Source organism: Streptomyces sp. A2-16, from assembly GCF_018128905.1.
GTDB lineage: Bacteria > Actinomycetota > Actinomycetes > Streptomycetales > Streptomycetaceae > Streptomyces.
In genome coordinates this window covers 7,530,236-7,546,586 of the sequence record NZ_CP063808.1, presented here as the reverse complement: position 1 = coordinate 7,546,586, position 16,351 = coordinate 7,530,236, and the positions used below count along the sequence as shown (strand labels likewise).

Here is a 16,351-nt window from a genome sequence, read left to right as displayed (position 1 = left end):
GGACTAGACCACGGCCCCCCGGCCGGGATCCCCGTCGTCCTCGTCGTCGGCCCGCATCCGGGTCACCAGGGTGACGAAGCCGCCCAGGAACCCGCCGATCCCGACCGTGGCCAGCCACCACGTCATCTCCCAGCCGAGCAGCACCGCGACCAGCAGCAGGAGCGGACCGCCGAGGACCCCCAGCCAGGCGAACTTCGCGGTGGTGTCGGCGGCGGGCAGCGGCGGCGGCTCCGGCGGCACGAAGTGCCCCTCGTCGTCGTCCTCGAAGTCCTCCTCGGACGGCTCCGGGGTGCTGTAGTCACGTGGCCCGACGCCGGGCGCGAAGGCGACGGAACCGCCCAGCGGCTTGGCCGGCTTCTCGTCCTTCTTCGGTGCGTCCTTCGTGGGCTGGGCCTCCGTGGCCGCCGGTTCGTCGTTCGTCTCGGTCTCCAGCAGCGCGAGGTCCTCGACCGACTTGAACGGCTTGGTGCCCGGTGGGTCCTTCGGCTCCTCGCCGTACCCGGCGACGATGGCCGCCCACGCGGCCTCCTCGTCGAACGGGACGCTCTGCTCGTCCGGCTCCTGGCCCTCGCGGCCTTCACGGCCTTCACGGTCGGAGTCGTGCTCAGCCACGGGCGGTCGTCCCTTCACTGCCGATGCCGGTGGTGTGCCGGCCGATGAACGCGAGGCTCTCGTCGAAAATCCGCTCCGCGTCATGGTCCAACGTCGCCACGTGGTAGCTCTGTTCCAGCACGATCTCAGTTACGTCCGTCGACGACACCCGGCTCAGCACGCGCGCGGAGTCGGCCGCCGGCACCACATGGTCCTGCGCGCTGCGCAGCACCAGCAGCGGCTGGGTGACCTGCGGCAGCTCGCCGTCCACCTGCCGGAAGAAGGTCCGCAGGGAGTGCGCCGCGTGCAGCGGCACCTTGTCGTACCCCAGCTCGACGCTGCCCTCCTTCTTGATGTCGCTGGCGATCCCGGGCGCCGTACGGACGAAGTGGCGGGCCACCGGAAGGGCGTAGGGCGCGAGGCCGTGCATGCGGTTCGCCGGGTTGACGACCACGACACCGCTGACCGCGTCCCCGTGCTTGGCGGCCAGCCTGAGGGCCAGGGTGCCGCCCATGGAAAGACCGGCGACGAACACGGAGGTGCAGCGCTCGGTGAGGGCGCGCAGCTCGCGGTCCACCTCGGCGTACCAGTCCTGCCAGCCGGTGAGGGCCATGTCCTGCCAGCGGGTGCCGTGCCCGGGCAGCAGCGGCAGGGAGACCGTCAGGCCGTGCTCGGCGAGGTGCTGGGCCCAGGGCCGCAGTGACTGGGGGGAACCGGTGAAGCCGTGGCAGAGAAGGACACCGGCCTCCCCGCCCTCATGGCGGAACGGCTCGGCTCCGGGGAGGACCGGCACCTAGGTCTCCTGTTCATGAAAGAAGCGTGAGCAAGTCCAGGTGTGGTTCACCGTACGCGACCGCACTGACACCGACCAGGGCCGTCGGGCTGTTTGACAGCGCTCCGGGTTAAGGTCTGATCGACGGACACAGGAGGCACTCGGTTGTTGTACGGCACGATGAAGGTCGCCATCGGAGGGCCGCTGAAGGTCGCCTTCAGGCCCTGGGTGGAAGGCCTGGAGAACATTCCCGCCGAGGGTGCCGCCATCCTGGCGAGCAACCACCTGTCGTTCTCCGACTCGTTCTTCCTGCCCGCGGTCCTCGACCGCAAGGTCACCTTCATCGCGAAGGCCGAGTACTTCACCACCCCCGGGGTCAAGGGCCGCCTCACGGCAGCCTTCTTCAAGGGGGTCGGCCAGCTTCCCGTGGACCGCTCGGGCGCGCGCGGCGCGGGCGAGGCGGCGATCAGGAGCGGCCTCGACGTCCTGGAGCGCGGTGAGTTGTTCGGGATCTACCCCGAGGGCACCCGCTCGCCCGACGGCCGTCTGTACCGCGGCAAGCCCGGCGGCCTCGCGCGCGTGGCGCTCGCCTCCGGGGCCCCGGTCATCCCGGTCGCCATGATCGACACCGAGAAGATCCAGCCGCCCGGCAAGGTGATGCCCAAGCTGATGCGCCCGGGCATCCGCATCGGCGAGCCCCTGGACTTCAGCCGCTACCAGGGCATGGAGCACGACCGTTTCGTGCTGCGCGCGGTGACCGACGAGGTCATGTACGAGATCATGAAGCTCTCCGGCCAGGAGTACGTCGACATCTACGCGACGGCCGCCAAGCGGCGGATCTCGGAAGCGGCCAAGGCCGAGAAGGCCGCCAAGGCCGCTGCGGCGAAGGCCGAGGCCGCTGTCGCGAAGGCCGAGCAGGACGAGCCCGGCAGCTCCGCGTCCTAGGATCCTGGGACACGGGCATCGGGCCGGGGGTGGGGGAGATGGCCAAACAAGTACGCGTCATGCGCATGTCGGTCGAGCAGCCGCTGTGGCGTGCCCTGACCGGCTACCGGGTGCTCACCATGCTGTACGCGGTCGGGCTCTTCGCCACCGAGTACGACCAGTTCGACCGGCCCGGCATCGCCATCGCCTACTACGTCGTCCTGTGCCTCTGGACGCTCGCCACGCTGCCCCGCGTCCAGAACGCGGCCGCGTGCACCAAGCGCTTCCTCGCCGTCGACCTCACGATCGCGATCACCGGCATCGTCCTGACCCCGCTGGTCGTCAACCAGCACCACATCGACAGCGGCGGCCCCACCCTGCCGTCGATATGGACCGCCGGTTCCGTCCTCGCGTTCGCCATCAAGGGCGGCTGGCGCTGGGCCGCGCTCGCCTCCACGCCGGTCGCCGCCGCCAACCTGTTCGAGCGCGGCCACCCGGCCCGCGACACCGTCCACAACGTGATCCTCGTCTGGGTCGCCTCCATCGCCATCGGCTACGTCGTCGAGGTCGCCCGCGCCTCCGAGCGCACCCTCGCCCGCGCGCTGGAGATCGAGGCGGCGACCCGGGAGCGCGAGCGGCTGGCCCGCGACATCCACGACAGCGTCCTCCAGGTGCTCGCCATGGTGCAGCGCCGGGGCGCGGTCATGGGCGGCGAGGCGGCCGAGCTGGGCCGGATGGCCGGCGAGCAGGAGGTGGCGCTGCGCACCCTGGTCTCCGGCGGCCTGACGTCGGTGTCCCGGGTCTCGTCCGACGCGTCCCAGGGGGCGGTCGTCCACGTGGTGGAGGACGAGTCGGACGACGACGCCCCGCTCGACCTGCGCGCGCTGCTCGCCCCGTACGCCTCGGCGAAGGTCTCCCTCGTCGAACCGGGCGCCGCCGTCCCGCTGCCGCCGCCCGCCGCCCGCGAACTGGCCGCGGCCGTGGGGGCCGCCCTGGACAACGTGCACCGGCACGCCGGAGAGCACGCGCGCGCGTGGATCCTCGTCGAGGACGAACCCGACGAGGTGATCGTGACCGTACGCGACGACGGGCCCGGCATCCCCGAGGGGCGGCTCGCCCAGGCCGAGGGCGAGGGGCGGCTCGGGGTGGCCCAGTCGATCCGGGGCCGGCTGCGCGACCTCGGCGGCAGCGCCGAGCTGATCTCGCCTCCGGGGCAGGGCACCGAGGTCGAGCTGAAGGTACCGAAGGTCTCACGGGGGAAGGCAGGACAACGATGAGCGACAAGGATCCGATCAAGGTGATGGTGGTCGACGACCACCCCATGTGGCGCGACGCCGTCGCCCGGGACCTGGCCGAGTCCGGCTTCGACGTGGTCGCGACCGCCGGCGACGGCGACCAGGCCGTACGCCGGGCCAGGGCCGCGAACCCCGACGTGCTGGTGCTCGACCTGAACCTGCCGGTGAAGCCGGGCGTCCAGGTCTGCAAGGAGCTCGTCGGCCACAACCCGGCCCTGCGCGTCCTCGTGCTGTCGGCGAGCGGCGAGCACGCCGACGTCCTGGAGGCCGTGAAGTCCGGCGCGACCGGCTATCTGCTGAAGTCGGCGTCGACCGAGGAACTCCTGGACGCCGTCCGCCGCACGGCCGTCGGCGACCCCGTCTTCACACCCGGACTCGCCGGCCTGGTCCTCGGCGAGTACCGGCGCCTGGCCACCGACCCGGCGCCCACCACCGACCCCGACCAGCCCAGGGCCCCGCAGCTCACCGAGCGCGAGACCGAGGTGCTGCGACTGGTCGCCAAGGGCCTGAGCTACAAGCAGATCGCCGAGCGTCTGGTGATCTCCCACCGCACGGTCCAGAACCACGTCCAGAACACTCTCGGCAAGCTGCAACTCCACAACAGGGTCGAGCTCGTCCGATACGCCATCGAACGAGGCCTCGACGACGAGTGAGACGCGCGTCACACTGACCCTTCGTCAGGCACCTGCGGCGAAGGGAACTGTCCATGCGCGTCGGAGTACTGACCGGAGGCGGCGACTGCCCCGGCCTCAACGCCGTCATCCGGGCCATCGTCCGCAAGGGCGTTCAGGAGTACGGCTATGACTTCACCGGCTTCCGGGACGGCTGGCGGGGTCCACTGGAGGACGCCGTCGTGCGTCTCGACATCCCGGCCGTGCGCGGCATCCTGCCCCGCGGCGGCACCATCCTCGGCTCCTCCCGCACCAACCCGCTGAAACAGGAGGACGGCATCCGCCGGATCCAGGAGAACCTGGCCGAGCGGGAGGTCGACGCGCTCATCGTGATCGGCGGCGAGGACACCCTCGGCGTCGCCGCGACCCTGTCCGACCAGCACGGAGTGCCCTGCGTCGGCGTCCCGAAGACCATCGACAACGACCTGTCCGCCACCGACTACACCTTCGGCTTCGACACCGCGGTCGGCATCGCCACGGAGGCCATCGACCGGCTGCACACCACCGCCGAGTCCCACATGCGCGTCCTGGTCTGCGAGGTGATGGGCCGCCATGCCGGCTGGATCGCCCTGCACTCCGGTCTCGCGGGCGGCGCCAACGTCATCCTCATCCCCGAGCAGCGCTTCGACGTCGACCAGGTGTGCGCCTGGATCACCTCCCGCTTCAAGGCGTCGTACGCCCCGATCGTGGTCGTCGCCGAGGGCGCCATGCCGAAGGACGGCGACATGGTCCTCAAGGACCAGTCCCTCGACTCCTTCGGCCATGTGCGCCTGTCCGGGGTCGGTGAGTGGCTGGCTAATCAGATCGAGAAGCGCACCGGCAAGGAGGCCCGCACGACCGTGCTCGGGCACATCCAGCGCGGCGGCACTCCCAGCGCCTTCGACCGCTGGCTCGCCACCCGTTTCGGACTGCACGCCATCGAAGCGGTGCGGGACGGCGACTTCGGCAAGATGGTCGCCCTGCGCGGCACGGACATCGTGCGCGTCCCCATCGGGGAGGCCACGGCACAGCTCAAGACGGTGGACCCGAAGCTGTACGAGGAGGTCGGGGTGTTCTTCGGCTGATCCGGCGGGGCTCGGCCATGGGCCGTATATTCGGCCCATGGCCGACCACAGGGGAGACGCCTTGGAGATCCTGGCCTTCGGTGTGCAGGCCGACGAGAAGCCTCTGATCGAGAGCGCGTTCGCCGGTCACCACGACGTCCGCTGCCTGGACGTCTTCCTCAACGAGGACACCGCCCCCATCGCCGCCGGCCACGAGATGGTCTCCACCAGCGTCAACGCCGAGCTCGGCGCCCGCGTCCTGGAGATGCTCGCGGCGGGTGGCACCCGGATGATCGCCCAGCGCTCCACCGGCTTCAACAACATCGACCTCAAGGCGGCCGAGCGCCTCGGCATGACGGTCGCCCGGGTGTCGTACTACTCGCCCTACTCGGTCGCCGAGTTCGCCTGGACCCTCGCCCTGGCGGTCAACCGCCGCGTCGTGCGCGCCTCCACGCGCACGCGTGACTTCGACTTCCGCCTCGACGGACTGATGGGCCGCGACATGCACGGCCGCACCGTCGGCGTCCTCGGCACCGGCAAGATCGGCGAGGCCTTCACCCGGATCGCCCACGGCTTCGGCATGCGGCTGCTCGGCTGGGACGCCGCCGAGAACCCCGCCTGCCGGGAACTCGGCATGGAGTACGTCCCCAAGGAGCGACTCCTCGCCGAGTCCGACCTGATCACCCTGCACGTCCCGCTGATGCCCGAGACCACCCACCTCCTCGACGCCGACGCACTGAAGGCGATGAAGGACGACGCGATCCTGGTCAACTCCAGCCGCGGCGGCCTCATCGACACCGCGGCCCTCGTCACCGAACTGCGCGCCGGCCGCTTCGCGGGCGTCGGCCTCGACGTGTACGAGGCGGAGGCGGGCCTGTTCTACGTCGACCGCTCGCTGGAGGCCATCGAGGACGACATCCTGGCCCGCCTGGTCACCTTCCCGAACGTCCTGGTCTCCTCCCACCAGGCGTACTACACCGAGGACGCCGTCGGGCAGATCATCGACGCCACGGTGAGGAACGTCCTGGACTACAGGGCGGGCCGCCGCTCCGAGAACGTGCTGGTGCCCCGCAGCTGAGCCACCAGCTCCCGTACGACGGCGGCGCCGTCCAGCGTCAGGACCGACTCCGGGTGGAACTGCACCCCGGCGAAGCCCGGCCCGCGCAGGGCATGCACCTCGTGCGTGTCGCTTCGGCTCACCTCGATGCCGTGCGCGGCCAGCTCTCGGGCGGCCTCGTCGTCGCAGCGCGCCACGAAGCTGTTGTAGAAGCCGACCGTCTCCGGCCGCCCGAACAGGTCGACGGTCGTCTGCGCCCCCTGGTACGGCACTTCCTTGCGTACGATCTCCAGGCCCAGCTCGGCCGCGATCAGCTCGTGCCCGAGGCAGACGCCGAGCACGCCGTGCCGGTGGTCGCGGAGGACCTCGGCGGTCAGGGCACGCAGCAAGCGCATCTTGGGATCGGACCCGTCGCAGGGGTCACCGGGGCCGGGGCCCAGGACGACCGGGCCCTCGTGCCCGAGCACCGCCTCCCGGAGACCGGGCTCGTCATAGCGCCGTACGGTCACCTCCAGGCCGCTGGACCGCAGCACATGCGCGAGCATCGCGGTGAAGGTGTCCTCCCCGTCGACCACCAGGGCGTGTCCGGCGAGCTTGTCGACGGGTTCCTGCATCCGCAGCCAGAAGGGCGCGAGGTGCGCGCGCCGCCCGTCGAGCGCGGCACGCACGCGTGGATCGTCGGAGAGACTCGCGCGCGCGTGCTCCGCACGGGGCCGGGACGGACGTACACCCAGAGCCGCCAGCACCCCCGCCGCCTTCGCGTGGGTCTCCGCGACCTCGCTCACCGGGTCCGAACCGCGCACGAGGGTCGCGCCGACCGGGACGCGCAGGCGGCCGTCGGCGGAGATGTCCGCGGTGCGGATCAGGATGGGGGAGTCCAGGGTCTGCGCCCCGCCGGAGTCCCGGCCGAGCAGCGCGAGCGCGCCCGCGTAGTAGCCGCGCCCGCCGACCTCGTGGCGCTCGATGACCCGGCAGGCGTTCTGCACGGGCGAGCCGGTGACGGTCGCCGCGAACATGGTCTCCTTCAGGACCTCCCGCACGTCCAGAGAGGACTTCCCGCGCAGTTCGTACTCGGTGTGCGCGAGGTGGGCCATCTCCTTGAGGCGGGGGCCGATCACCACTCCGCCCATGTCGCCGACCGTGCACATCATCTTGAGCTCCTCGTCGACGACCATCGACAGCTCCTCGATCTCCTTGCCGTCGGCGAGGAAGTCGAGCAGGTGCTCGGGGGTCGGGCCCTCGGCGGGATAGCGGTACGTCCCGCTGATCGGGTTCATGACGACGGTCCCGCCGGACATCCGCACGTGCACCTCGGGGCTCGCGCCGACCAGGGTGCGCTCGCCGGTGTGGACGACGAAGGTCCAGTACGCGCCCCGCTCGCCCACCAGGAGCCGCCGGAACAGGCCGAGGGCGTCCGCGCGGGAGAACCCCGGGATCTCGCCCTCGTACGTCCTCCGGATCACGAAGTTGGCGCCCTCACCGCGCCCGATCTCCTCGTGCAGGACACGCCCGACGATCTCCGCGTACTCCTCGTCGGCCACGTCGAAGCCGCCGTTCTCGACCCGCACGTCGTGGGCGGGGAGCTCCGCGAGGGCCTCGGTGAGGGAGAGGGTGCGGGTCTCCTCGGGGATCAGCACGCTGAGCGGTGTCCCGTCGTCGCGCACGTCGAAACCGCGTTCGCGGATCTGCCGGTAGGGGATGAGCGCCAGGCCCTCGTCGGGGAGGTCGGCGAGACGGTCACAGGTGCGGACGGGGCCGAGGAGCAGCTCCACCGTGCTCTCGTCGTGGCCCGGGGTGCGACGGCGGAGCAGTGCGAAGGGACGGTCGTCGTCCAACAGGTGTGTCAGGTCCATGGTTCCTCAGCTCTCGATGGCTCGGGCTCGATGGCTCGGTATCGGTGAGGAACGACCCCGGAAACGCCGAAGGCCGCCCCTCGGGCGGCCTTCGCGAAGTCTTGCGTACGCGCAGTCAGTGGGCCGCCGGATGAGCGGTCCACCACCAGTTCTGGGTCGAATGCGCGAACATGGGCCGCACCCTACCCCATGTCCGCGGAGTGTTTTCGGTGTCTCACTTGATGGGCACGGCGCTGGAGCCATGACACGACCCCGTAATGTTGAGGTCGTGACCGTGAACGCTAAGACCAGCGCGAGCGCTGGCAACACCTGGCGAGACCTGCCCGCGGCGCAGCAGCCCGAGTACCCCGACACCGAGGCTCTGCGCGCAGTGATCGCGGACCTCGAGTCGTATCCGCCGCTCGTCTTCGCGGGCGAGTGCGACCAGCTGCGCGCCCGGATGGCGGCCGTCGCCAAGGGAGAGGCGTTCCTCCTCCAGGGCGGCGACTGCGCCGAGGCCTTCGACGCCGTGTCCGCGGACCACATCCGCAACAAGCTCAAGACCCTGCTCCAGATGGGCGCCGTGCTGACGTACGCCGCCTCGGTGCCGGTCGTGAAGGTCGGCCGGATCGCCGGCCAGTACTCCAAGCCGCGCTCCAAGGGCACCGAGACCCGCGACGGCGTGACCCTGCCGACCTACCGCGGCGACTCCGTCAACGGCTTCGAGTTCAACGAGAAGGCCCGCATCCCGGACCCCGAGCGCCTGAAGCGGATGTACAACGCCTCCGCGTCCACGCTCAACCTGGTGCGCGCCTTCACCACCGGCGGCTACGCCGACCTGCGCCAGGTGCACGCCTGGAACCAGGACTTCGTGAAGTCGTCCCCCTCCGGCCAGCGCTACGAGCAGCTGGCCCGGGAGATCGACCAGGCACTGAACTTCATGCGGGCCTGCGGGACCGACCCGGAGGAGTTCAAGACCGTCGAGTTCTACTCCTCGCACGAGGCGCTGCTGCTCGACTACGAGTCGGCGCTCACCCGCGTGGACTCGCGCTCGGGGCAGCTGTACGACGTCTCCGCGCACATGGTGTGGATCGGTGAGCGCACCCGGCAGCTGGACCACGCGCACATCGAGTTCGCCTCGCAGATCCGCAACCCGGTCGGCATCAAGCTCGGCCCGACGACCACGGCCGAGGAGGCGCTGCAGTACATCGAGCGCCTCGACCCCGACCGCGAGCCCGGCCGGCTGACCTTCATCGTGCGCATGGGCGCCGACAAGGTCCGCGACAAGTTGCCCGAGCTGGTCGAGAAGGTCACCGCCTCCGGCGCGACCGTCGCCTGGATCACCGACCCGATGCACGGCAACACCTACGAGGCGGCCTCCGGCCACAAGACCCGCCGCTTCGACGACGTGCTCGACGAGGTCAAGGGCTTCTTCGAGGTCCACAAGGGCCTCGGCACCCACCCGGGCGGCATCCACGTCGAGCTCACCGGTGACGACGTCACCGAGTGCGTGGGCGGCGGCGACGAGATCTTCGTCGACGATCTGCACCAGCGCTACGAGACGGCCTGCGACCCGCGGCTCAACCGCAGCCAGTCGCTCGACCTGGCGTTCCTCGTCGCGGAGATGTACAGGGACCAGTGACGGGGGCACCTGTTACCAGCATGTGAATGGGGCGCGGATCACATACGATCCGCGCCCCACTCCACTTTTGCGGTTCCTGAGCGCCGGGTAAGGTTAGGTTAGCCTTATCGATCTCGGCGGGAGGTGAATCCGCGTGTACGTCTGCAACTGCTTCGGGGTGACCGAAGCGCAGGTCCAGCAGCACGCGGACAACGGCGCCTGCACGCCCCGCCAGATCGCCTCCGCCTGCAAGGCCGGGACGGACTGCGGATCCTGTGTGCGCCGGATCCAGGCGATCCTCGGCCGGGGCGCCTGCCCCCGCCCCGCGTCGGCCGACCCGGGCACTCCGGTCCTGGCCGGACTCGAGGGGCTCGAGGGACTCGGAGAGGCCGCCTAGCTCTCCGGCTGCTCGATCAGCTGCGCGATGTACAGCGCCTCGCCGAGCTTGTCCAGAAGCTCCAGCTGCGTGTCGAGATAGTCGATGTGGTGCTCCTCGTCCGCGAGGATCGACTCGAAGATGTTCGCCGAGGTGATGTCGCCCTTGGCGCGCATCACCTCGATGCCGCGCTTGAGGCGGTCGATGGCCTCGACCTCGACCTGCCGGTCGGCCTCGAACATCTCCTTGACGGTCTGGCCCACGCGCACGTGGAACAGCCGCTGGTAGTTCGGCAGCCCCTCCAGGAAGAGAATGCGGTCGGTGAGCACCTCGGCGTGCTTCATCTCGTCGAACGACTCGTGCCGCGTGTACTTCGCGAGCTTCGTCCAGCCGAAGTTCTCCTGCATCTTCGCGTGCAGGAAGTACTGGTTGATCGCGGTGAGCTCGCCCGTGAGCTGCTCGTTGAGGAATTCGATGACCTCGGGGTCGCCCTGCATCGCAGAGGCTCCTTCCAACCGTGGGGAACTGGCGGATTGCGCCGCATCCTTGCACCGGCGAAGAAGATCGTCCAGTAAGTCTTCACTTAGTAAGTAAGGGCATGCTTAGTCCATTTTGAGGCGTATTGGGGGGAGCCTGGTCAGGTGCATCCCCTCGGGTCTGTCAGGATGGAAGGCATGGGTCAGCCGGTGGAGCGGGAGAGTGGGGAGGCGGCGCACTCCGAGCTTCCGCCGGGGCAGCGACTGCAGCGCGGCTGGCCCGTCACGCACTACGGTCCGGTGCCCAAGTTCCGGCCCGAGCGCTGGGAGTTCCGGGTCTTCGGTGCCACCGCCGACAGCGAGAAGCACTGCTGGAGCCACGAGCAGTTCACGGCCCTGCCGTACACCACCGTCGTGGGCGACCTGCACTGCGTCACGAAGTTCAGCATGCTCGGCGCCGAGTGGGGCGGCATTCCCGCCCGCACCATCCTGGAGATCGCCCCGCCCGCGCCGACGGTGACCCATGTGATGGTCTGGGCCGAGTACGGCTTCAGCTCCAACCTCCGGCTCGACGACTTCGCGTCCGAGGGGGCGATCTTCGCCACCCACAAGGACGGTGAGCTGCTGACCGCGGAGCACGGGTTCCCGCTCCGGCTGGTCGTCCCCCATCTGTACGCCTGGAAGGGGCCCAAATGGGTCCGAGGCGTCGAGTACATGACCGCCGACCGGCGCGGGTTCTGGGAGGAGCGCGGCTACCACAACGTCGGCGACCCCTGGAAGGAACAGCGGTACTCCTACCAGGAGGAGCCGGGGGACGGCCCCGAGCTCTGACGCTCAGTGGTGGCCGTGATGCTGGTGGACCACGGCGTGCCCCTTGCCGCGGCCGATCATCCACTTGTTGACCGGCACGGTGACGACGAACGCGATGACCAGTGAGATCGCCAGCGACGCCCAGAACAGCAGATCGGCGAGTTCCGCGTCCATGGCGTCCGGCCACAGGGCGATCACGCCGTTGTCGATCAGCTCCATCACGGCGATGGACAGGGTGTCGGCGGCCAGCGCCACCTTGACCGCCGCGGCGAGGCCGAGGCCGGACCTGAGGACGCCGTACAGGGTGAACGAGTAGCCGAAGAGGAAGGCGAGCACGATCGCCAGGACGGTCGTCGGCAGGTTTCCCCAGCCCAGCGCGGTCCCGATGACCATGCCGAGCACTTCGCCGATGGCGCAGCCAGTGAGGCAGTGGAGGGTGGCCTGGATGGCGATGGTCCAGGTGGCGGTGGTCGGAGTGGCGGTGGTCGGGGTCGTGTGGTCGTGTCGGCCTTCGGGCTTGTGCTCGGGTTCGTGTGTCTTGTGCTGGTGCGCGTGCGTCTCGTGATCCATGACAGCCCCCATGGTCGGATGACGGTTCCTGCGACTGATAGGAACCGTATACCCCCTGGGGGTATTCCTCAATGTGTCACGCGTCCCGGAGTTTCTTCAGGCGCTCCACGTCCGCCGCGTGTCCCTCCTTGCCGCCCGGCGTCTCGATGACCAGGGGGACGCCCTCGGTGGCGGGGTGGGTCATCAGGGCGCGGAACGGGTCCTCGCCGATGTGGCCGGAGCCGATGTTCTCGTGGCGGTCCTTGTGGGCGCCGACCACGTCCTTCGAGTCGTTGGCGTGGATCAGCTTCAGGCGGCCCTCGCCGACCGTGTCCACCAGCAGGTCCAGCGTCTGGTGCATGCCGGACGGGCCGGTCAGGTCGTGGCCGGCCGCGAAGATGTGGCAGGTGTCCAGGCAGACGCCCAGCTTCGGATGGGCGTCCAGGGCCTCGAAGTACGGGCCGAAGTCCCACGTGCGTGAACAGAGCGAGAAGCCCTGGCCGGCCGTCGACTCCAGGAGGAGGTACGGGTCGTCGTCGTGGGTGAGCTCGTCGAGCAGCGGGAGCATGTGCTCGCGGACCTGCTTCAGGGCCACGGAACGGTCCCGGCCGCCGGTGGCGCTGCCGGTGTGCACGACGACACCGAGCGCCCCGATCTCGCGTCCGCGTCGGAGGGAGTGCCGCAGGGACTCGACCGACCTCTCCACGGTCGCCTCGGTGTGCGAGCCGAAGTTGATCAGGTACGGGGCGTGGACGTAGGCCGGGATCGCGCTCTCGGCGCAGGTCTCGCGGAACGCCTCGTCCTGGCGAGGGTTGCCGGGGGGTGTGGCCCAGCCGCGCGGATTGGCGACGAAGACCTGCACGGTTTCTGCGTCGAGGTCACGGGCGTAGGAGAGGCCTACGGAATGCAGACCGCCGGCCACGGGGATGTGGCCGCCGATGGGGTTGCGCTGAGTTGTCACTGGTCAAGGGTGCCATTGCCTGCGGCGCGGGGGCGGTGGTGGGTGCGGGTTCGGTGGGGGCTGGGGTTTTGCGCCCACGCGGCGGAGCCGCATATCGACACGGTCCCGCGCCCCTGGATGCCTGCGGCGCAGCTGCGGGTTCGGTGGGGGCGTGTGTAGCGCATGGGCCCCGGTGGGTGGGTCGGGGCCGGGGTGAGGGGTGTCCGTCCTCGGTCCGGCGGTAGCTGTCGATCCAGCAGTACGGGATGCCGGACGCCGGCCGCTGCGGGCGGACACCCCCCACCCCGTCCCCTTCTCGCCGTACGCGGCTTGCGCCCCGTCGTGCCGCACGGTCCGGCGAACGGACCGCCCTGGCGCCGGGTCAGGCAACCCCCCAGGGGCGCGGGGAACTGCGCGACCAGCCACGATGCACCCGCACCCGCCCGACCACCTGACCCGGCACCCCCATACGCGCCCGGCTCCAGCCCAGCGCAGCTGACCGTCGCACGACGACCGAACCCGGCACCCCGTCACGCGTCTCAGCGGATCGTGATGGTGATCGTCGACCCCTTCGGTGCCGTGTCGCCGCCCTCCACCGACTGCTTCTTCACGGTGTCGCCGAACAGGCCGAGCAGGCCGCGGTCCTCGTCGACCTGGAATCCGGCGTCCTCCAGCGCGGACTTGGCGTCGTCGACGCTGTCGCCCGTGACGTCCGGGACCTCGATCATCTCGGGGCCCTTGGAGATGGTCAGGGTGATGGTGTCGCCCTCGGCGGCCTGGCTGTCGGGCTCGGGGCTCTGCCTGGCGACCTGGCCCGCGTCGTACTCGGAGTTGATCCGGGCCGTGGCGATCTTCACCTTCAGGCCGGCCTTCGTGAGGTCGGACTTCGCGTCGGCCAGGTCCTCGCCGGTGACGTCGGGGACGTCGACCGGGGCGCCCTTGCTGACGGTGAGCGCGATCGCCGAGCCGGCGCGGAGCGTGGTGCCGCTCTGGGGGTCGGTGCCGATCACAAAGCCCTTGGGGACGTCCTCGCTGAACTCCCGGGTGACCATGCCCGGTTGCAGGCCTTCCGTCTTCAGCCGAGCTCTCGCCCTGCCGAGTTCATAGCCGTCCATATCGGGCACCTTCACCGTCTGCGGGCCCTTGGACACGGTGATCGACACGGAGTCGTTGTTCCGTATGCGGGCGCCCACCTCGGGGTCCGTGCTGATGACGGTGCCGCGCTTCACCGTGTCGCTGTAGGCGTAGGTGACCTTCCCGGCCTCCAGCCCGGCCTCCTCCAGCCGGTCCCTCGCCTGGGTCTCGGTCTTCGTCAGCAGGGCCGGGACGCGGGTGAACTGGCCGGAGTTGATGTACCAGACGCCCGCCCCGAGGCCGAGGGCCAGCAGGACCGCGGCGACGATCAGGAGGGGGCCGCGCCGGGAGCCGCCGCGGGAGGAGCGGCCGCGCCGGGACGGGGGGAGCGGCGGGCTCTCCAGGACGCTGGTGCGGTGGTGGACCGGTTCCGGCTCGTCCTCGTTGACCGGGAGCGGGCGCGGCACGGTGAGGGTGCGCGGGATCACGCTCGTACGGTTGTCGGCGCCCGCGTACTCCGTGGGGAGCGCCTGCGGCGGCACCGCGTCCAGCTGGTCGGGGGTCAGCCTGCCGTGGGCCTCGCGGGTCTGCGCGAGCAGGGCCACGGCGTCGTACGGGCGCAGGTCCGGGGTGCGGGCGGTGGCCGACGCGACCAGTTCGTCCAGTTCGTACGGCAGTCCCGGGACCACGGCCGACGGGGGCGGGACGTCCTCGTGGAGGTGCTTGTAGAGGACGATCGCGGGGGATTCGCCCTCGTGCGGCTGGCTGCCGGTCAGCATTTCGTACAGGACGACACCGCACGCGTACACGTCGACGCGGGCGTCGGCGGTGCCGGGCTGGTCGATCTGCTCCGGGGACAGGTAGGAGACAGTGCCGAGGACGGCTCCGGTGGTGCTGGTCACGGTGTTCACGGACCGCACGAGCCCGAAGTCGGCGACCTTGACCCTGCCGTCGTCCCCTATCAGGACGTTCTCCGGCTTCATGTCGCGGTGCACGAAGCCTGCGCGGTGCGCGGCGCCGAGCGCGGCGAGGACCGGCTCCAGGATGTCCAGGGCGGCGCGCGGCTGCAGGGCCCCGCGCTCGCGCAGCACGTCACGCAGGGTGCAGCCGGCGACGTACTCCATGGCGAGATAGACGTACGACCCGTCGGTGCCCTGGTCGAAGACCTGCACCACGTTGGGGTGGGCGAGCCGGGCGACGGACTTGGCCTCCCGGATGAACCGCTCGACGAAGGTCCCGTCCGCCGCGAGCGCGGGGTGCATCACCTTGAGGGCGAGCACACGGTCCAGACGGGTGTCCAGGGCCCGGTAGACCGTGGCCATCCCGCCGACCGCGATCCGCGCGTCCACGCGGTAGCGGCCGTCGAGCATCTGCCCGACCAGCGGGTCCTGAAGGGTCGTATCCACGCAGGCGAGTGTACGAGCCGTCGCTGACAGTCCATCCGGTTCGGCGGAGATAGGGGCGGTACTGCAGCTGTCCTGTGACGGAGGTCGCACCTGCTCGTGTCCATTGTCGAACGTGTGTTCAGAAGGCCGGACGCTCCGGATCCAGTTCGGCCCTGCCGTCCACCGGGGACGACGCCTGGGCGAAGTGCCGCCGCGGAATCCGTCCCGCCCGGTACGCCAGCCGTCCCGCCTCCACCGCGTGCCGCATCGCGTGCGCCATCAGCTCCGGCTCCTGTGCCCGGGTGACCGCCGAGGCGAGCATCACCCCCGCGCACCCCAGCTCCATCGCCAGCGCCGCGTCCGAGGCGGTGCCCGCCCCCGCGTCCAGGATCACCGGCACGCGCGCGTGCTCGACGATCAGCTGGAAGTTGTGCGGGTTGCGGATGCCGAGCCCGGAGCCGATCGGGGAGCCGAGCGGCATGATCGCCGCGCAGCCCGCGTCCTCCAGCTTGCGGGCCAGCACGGGGTCGTCGTTGGTGTACGGCAGCACCGTGAAGCCGTCGTCCACCAGGGTCTCCGCCGCGTCCAGCAGCTCGATCGGGTCCGGCAGCAGGGTCCGCTCGTCGGCGATGACCTCCAGCTTGACCAGGTCGGTGCCGAGCGCCTCGCGCGCGAGGCGGGCCGTCAGGACGGCTTCTCCGGCGGTGAAGCAGCCCGCCGTGTTCGGGAGCACCCGGATGCCGAGCTTCTCGAGCACGGACAGCACCGAGCCGTGCACCGAGGGGTTCACGCGTCGCATCGCGACCGTCGTCAGCTCCGTGCCGGAGGCGATCAGCGCCCGCTCCAGCACCTCCGGGCTGGGGGCTCCGCCCGTGCCCATGATCAGCCGGGACGAGAAGGGCGTACCGCCGATGACAAAGGGGTCGTCGGCCATG

Annotated in this window: 16 protein-coding genes; 8 read left to right on the top strand and 8 right to left on the bottom strand. The window is 70.4% G+C overall.

What is annotated here, in order from left to right:
- Positions 1 to 3: 3 nt before the first annotated feature.
- On the bottom strand, positions 4 to 612 hold the full coding sequence (locus tag IOD14_RS33965) for a hypothetical protein (RefSeq protein WP_123988632.1): 609 nt from the start codon (positions 610 to 612) through the stop codon (positions 4 to 6).
- On the bottom strand, positions 605 to 1,384 hold the full coding sequence (locus IOD14_RS33960; RefSeq protein ID WP_123988631.1) for an alpha/beta fold hydrolase: 780 nt from the start codon (positions 1,382 to 1,384) through the stop codon (positions 605 to 607). The genes IOD14_RS33965 and IOD14_RS33960 overlap by 8 nt, the downstream gene beginning before the upstream one ends.
- A gap of 147 nt (positions 1,385 to 1,531) precedes the next feature.
- Between IOD14_RS33960 and IOD14_RS33955 the strand changes: the two genes are divergently transcribed.
- From IOD14_RS33955 to IOD14_RS33935, 5 genes are all read left to right on the top strand, one after another.
- Complete coding sequence (locus IOD14_RS33955) at positions 1,532 to 2,308, top strand: lysophospholipid acyltransferase family protein (protein WP_123992586.1); 777 nt, start codon at positions 1,532 to 1,534, stop codon at positions 2,306 to 2,308.
- 38 nt (positions 2,309 to 2,346) lie between these two features.
- Positions 2,347 to 3,564: a DUF5931 domain-containing protein gene (locus IOD14_RS33950; RefSeq protein ID WP_123988630.1), complete on the top strand. Its 1,218-nt coding sequence runs from the start codon at positions 2,347 to 2,349 to the stop codon at positions 3,562 to 3,564.
- Complete coding sequence (locus IOD14_RS33945) at positions 3,561 to 4,235, top strand: response regulator transcription factor (RefSeq protein ID WP_123988629.1); 675 nt, start codon at positions 3,561 to 3,563, stop codon at positions 4,233 to 4,235. The genes IOD14_RS33950 and IOD14_RS33945 overlap by 4 nt, the downstream gene beginning before the upstream one ends.
- Before the next feature lie 53 nt (positions 4,236 to 4,288).
- Positions 4,289 to 5,317: a 6-phosphofructokinase gene (locus tag IOD14_RS33940; RefSeq protein ID WP_123988628.1), complete on the top strand. Its 1,029-nt coding sequence runs from the start codon at positions 4,289 to 4,291 to the stop codon at positions 5,315 to 5,317.
- 61 nt (positions 5,318 to 5,378) lie between these two features.
- Positions 5,379 to 6,374 carry a 2-hydroxyacid dehydrogenase gene (locus IOD14_RS33935; RefSeq protein ID WP_123992585.1) on the top strand — a complete coding sequence of 332 codons (996 nt, stop codon included), beginning with the start codon at positions 5,379 to 5,381 and terminating at the stop codon, positions 6,372 to 6,374.
- Here IOD14_RS33935 and IOD14_RS33930 read toward each other — a convergent pair.
- Complete coding sequence (locus tag IOD14_RS33930; RefSeq protein WP_212672330.1) at positions 6,326 to 8,206, bottom strand: anthranilate synthase family protein; 1,881 nt, start codon at positions 8,204 to 8,206, stop codon at positions 6,326 to 6,328. The two genes, IOD14_RS33935 and IOD14_RS33930, sit on opposite strands and share 49 nt — an antisense overlap.
- Positions 8,207 to 8,474: 268 nt before the next feature.
- Here IOD14_RS33930 and IOD14_RS33920 point away from each other — a divergent pair, with 268 nt between their 5' ends.
- Together IOD14_RS33920 and IOD14_RS33915 are read left to right on the top strand one after the other, a co-directional pair.
- Positions 8,475 to 9,827 (top strand): 3-deoxy-7-phosphoheptulonate synthase class II, encoded by a 1,353-nt coding sequence (locus IOD14_RS33920; protein ID WP_123988626.1) that lies wholly within the window; start codon positions 8,475 to 8,477, stop codon positions 9,825 to 9,827.
- 133 nt (positions 9,828 to 9,960) lie between these two features.
- Entirely contained in the window at positions 9,961 to 10,203 is a 243-nt protein-coding gene (locus tag IOD14_RS33915; protein ID WP_212672329.1) for a (2Fe-2S)-binding protein, read from the top strand.
- On the opposite strand, the gene bfr is transcribed toward IOD14_RS33915, so the two are convergent.
- Positions 10,200 to 10,679 carry a bacterioferritin gene (bfr, locus tag IOD14_RS33910; RefSeq protein ID WP_123988624.1) on the bottom strand — a complete coding sequence of 160 codons (480 nt, stop codon included), beginning with the start codon at positions 10,677 to 10,679 and terminating at the stop codon, positions 10,200 to 10,202. The two genes, IOD14_RS33915 and bfr, sit on opposite strands and share 4 nt — an antisense overlap.
- A gap of 177 nt (positions 10,680 to 10,856) precedes the next feature.
- On the opposite strand from bfr, the gene IOD14_RS33905 reads away from it, so the two are divergent.
- Positions 10,857 to 11,489, top strand: coding sequence for a sulfite oxidase-like oxidoreductase (locus tag IOD14_RS33905; protein WP_123988623.1), 633 nt, complete (start codon positions 10,857 to 10,859; stop codon positions 11,487 to 11,489).
- Between the two features lie 3 nt (positions 11,490 to 11,492).
- On the opposite strand, the gene IOD14_RS33900 is transcribed toward IOD14_RS33905, so the two are convergent.
- The 4 genes from IOD14_RS33900 to IOD14_RS33885 all read right to left on the bottom strand — a co-directional run bounded on the left by IOD14_RS33900 (position 11,493) and on the right by IOD14_RS33885 (position 16,350).
- On the bottom strand, positions 11,493 to 12,038 hold the full coding sequence (locus tag IOD14_RS33900; RefSeq protein ID WP_123988622.1) for a DUF4396 domain-containing protein: 546 nt from the start codon (positions 12,036 to 12,038) through the stop codon (positions 11,493 to 11,495).
- Positions 12,039 to 12,114: 76 nt separating this feature from the next.
- On the bottom strand, positions 12,115 to 12,978 hold the full coding sequence (locus tag IOD14_RS33895) for a deoxyribonuclease IV (RefSeq protein ID WP_123988621.1): 864 nt from the start codon (positions 12,976 to 12,978) through the stop codon (positions 12,115 to 12,117).
- 518 nt (positions 12,979 to 13,496) lie between these two features.
- The gene (gene pknB, locus IOD14_RS33890) at positions 13,497 to 15,437 is read right to left on the bottom strand and encodes a Stk1 family PASTA domain-containing Ser/Thr kinase (RefSeq protein WP_212672328.1); all 1,941 of its coding nucleotides are present in this window, start codon (positions 15,435 to 15,437) and stop codon (positions 13,497 to 13,499) included.
- A 118-nt stretch (positions 15,438 to 15,555) separates the two neighbouring features.
- Complete coding sequence (locus tag IOD14_RS33885; protein ID WP_123988619.1) at positions 15,556 to 16,350, bottom strand: thiazole synthase; 795 nt, start codon at positions 16,348 to 16,350, stop codon at positions 15,556 to 15,558.
- Position 16,351 lies beyond the last annotated feature (1 nt).

What these genes read in the sequence shown, in the direction of transcription:
- IOD14_RS33950 (WP_123988630.1), top strand. Translation starts at nt 2,347, where the DNA reads ATGGCCAAACAAGTACGCGTCATGCGCATGTCGGTCGAGCAGCCGCTG.
- IOD14_RS33945 (WP_123988629.1), top strand. Translation starts at nt 3,561, where the DNA reads ATGAGCGACAAGGATCCGATCAAGGTGATGGTGGTCGACGACCACCCC.
- IOD14_RS33940 (WP_123988628.1), top strand. Translation starts at nt 4,289, where the DNA reads ATGCGCGTCGGAGTACTGACCGGAGGCGGCGACTGCCCCGGCCTCAAC.
- IOD14_RS33930 (WP_212672330.1), bottom strand. Translation starts at nt 8,206, where the DNA reads ATGGACCTGACACACCTGTTGGACGACGACCGTCCCTTCGCACTGCTC.
- bfr (WP_123988624.1), bottom strand. Translation starts at nt 10,679, where the DNA reads ATGCAGGGCGACCCCGAGGTCATCGAATTCCTCAACGAGCAGCTCACG.
- IOD14_RS33905 (WP_123988623.1), top strand. Translation starts at nt 10,857, where the DNA reads ATGGGTCAGCCGGTGGAGCGGGAGAGTGGGGAGGCGGCGCACTCCGAG.
- IOD14_RS33900 (WP_123988622.1), bottom strand. Translation starts at nt 12,038, where the DNA reads ATGGATCACGAGACGCACGCGCACCAGCACAAGACACACGAACCCGAG.
- IOD14_RS33885 (WP_123988619.1), bottom strand. Translation starts at nt 16,350, where the DNA reads ATGGCCGACGACCCCTTTGTCATCGGCGGTACGCCCTTCTCGTCCCGG.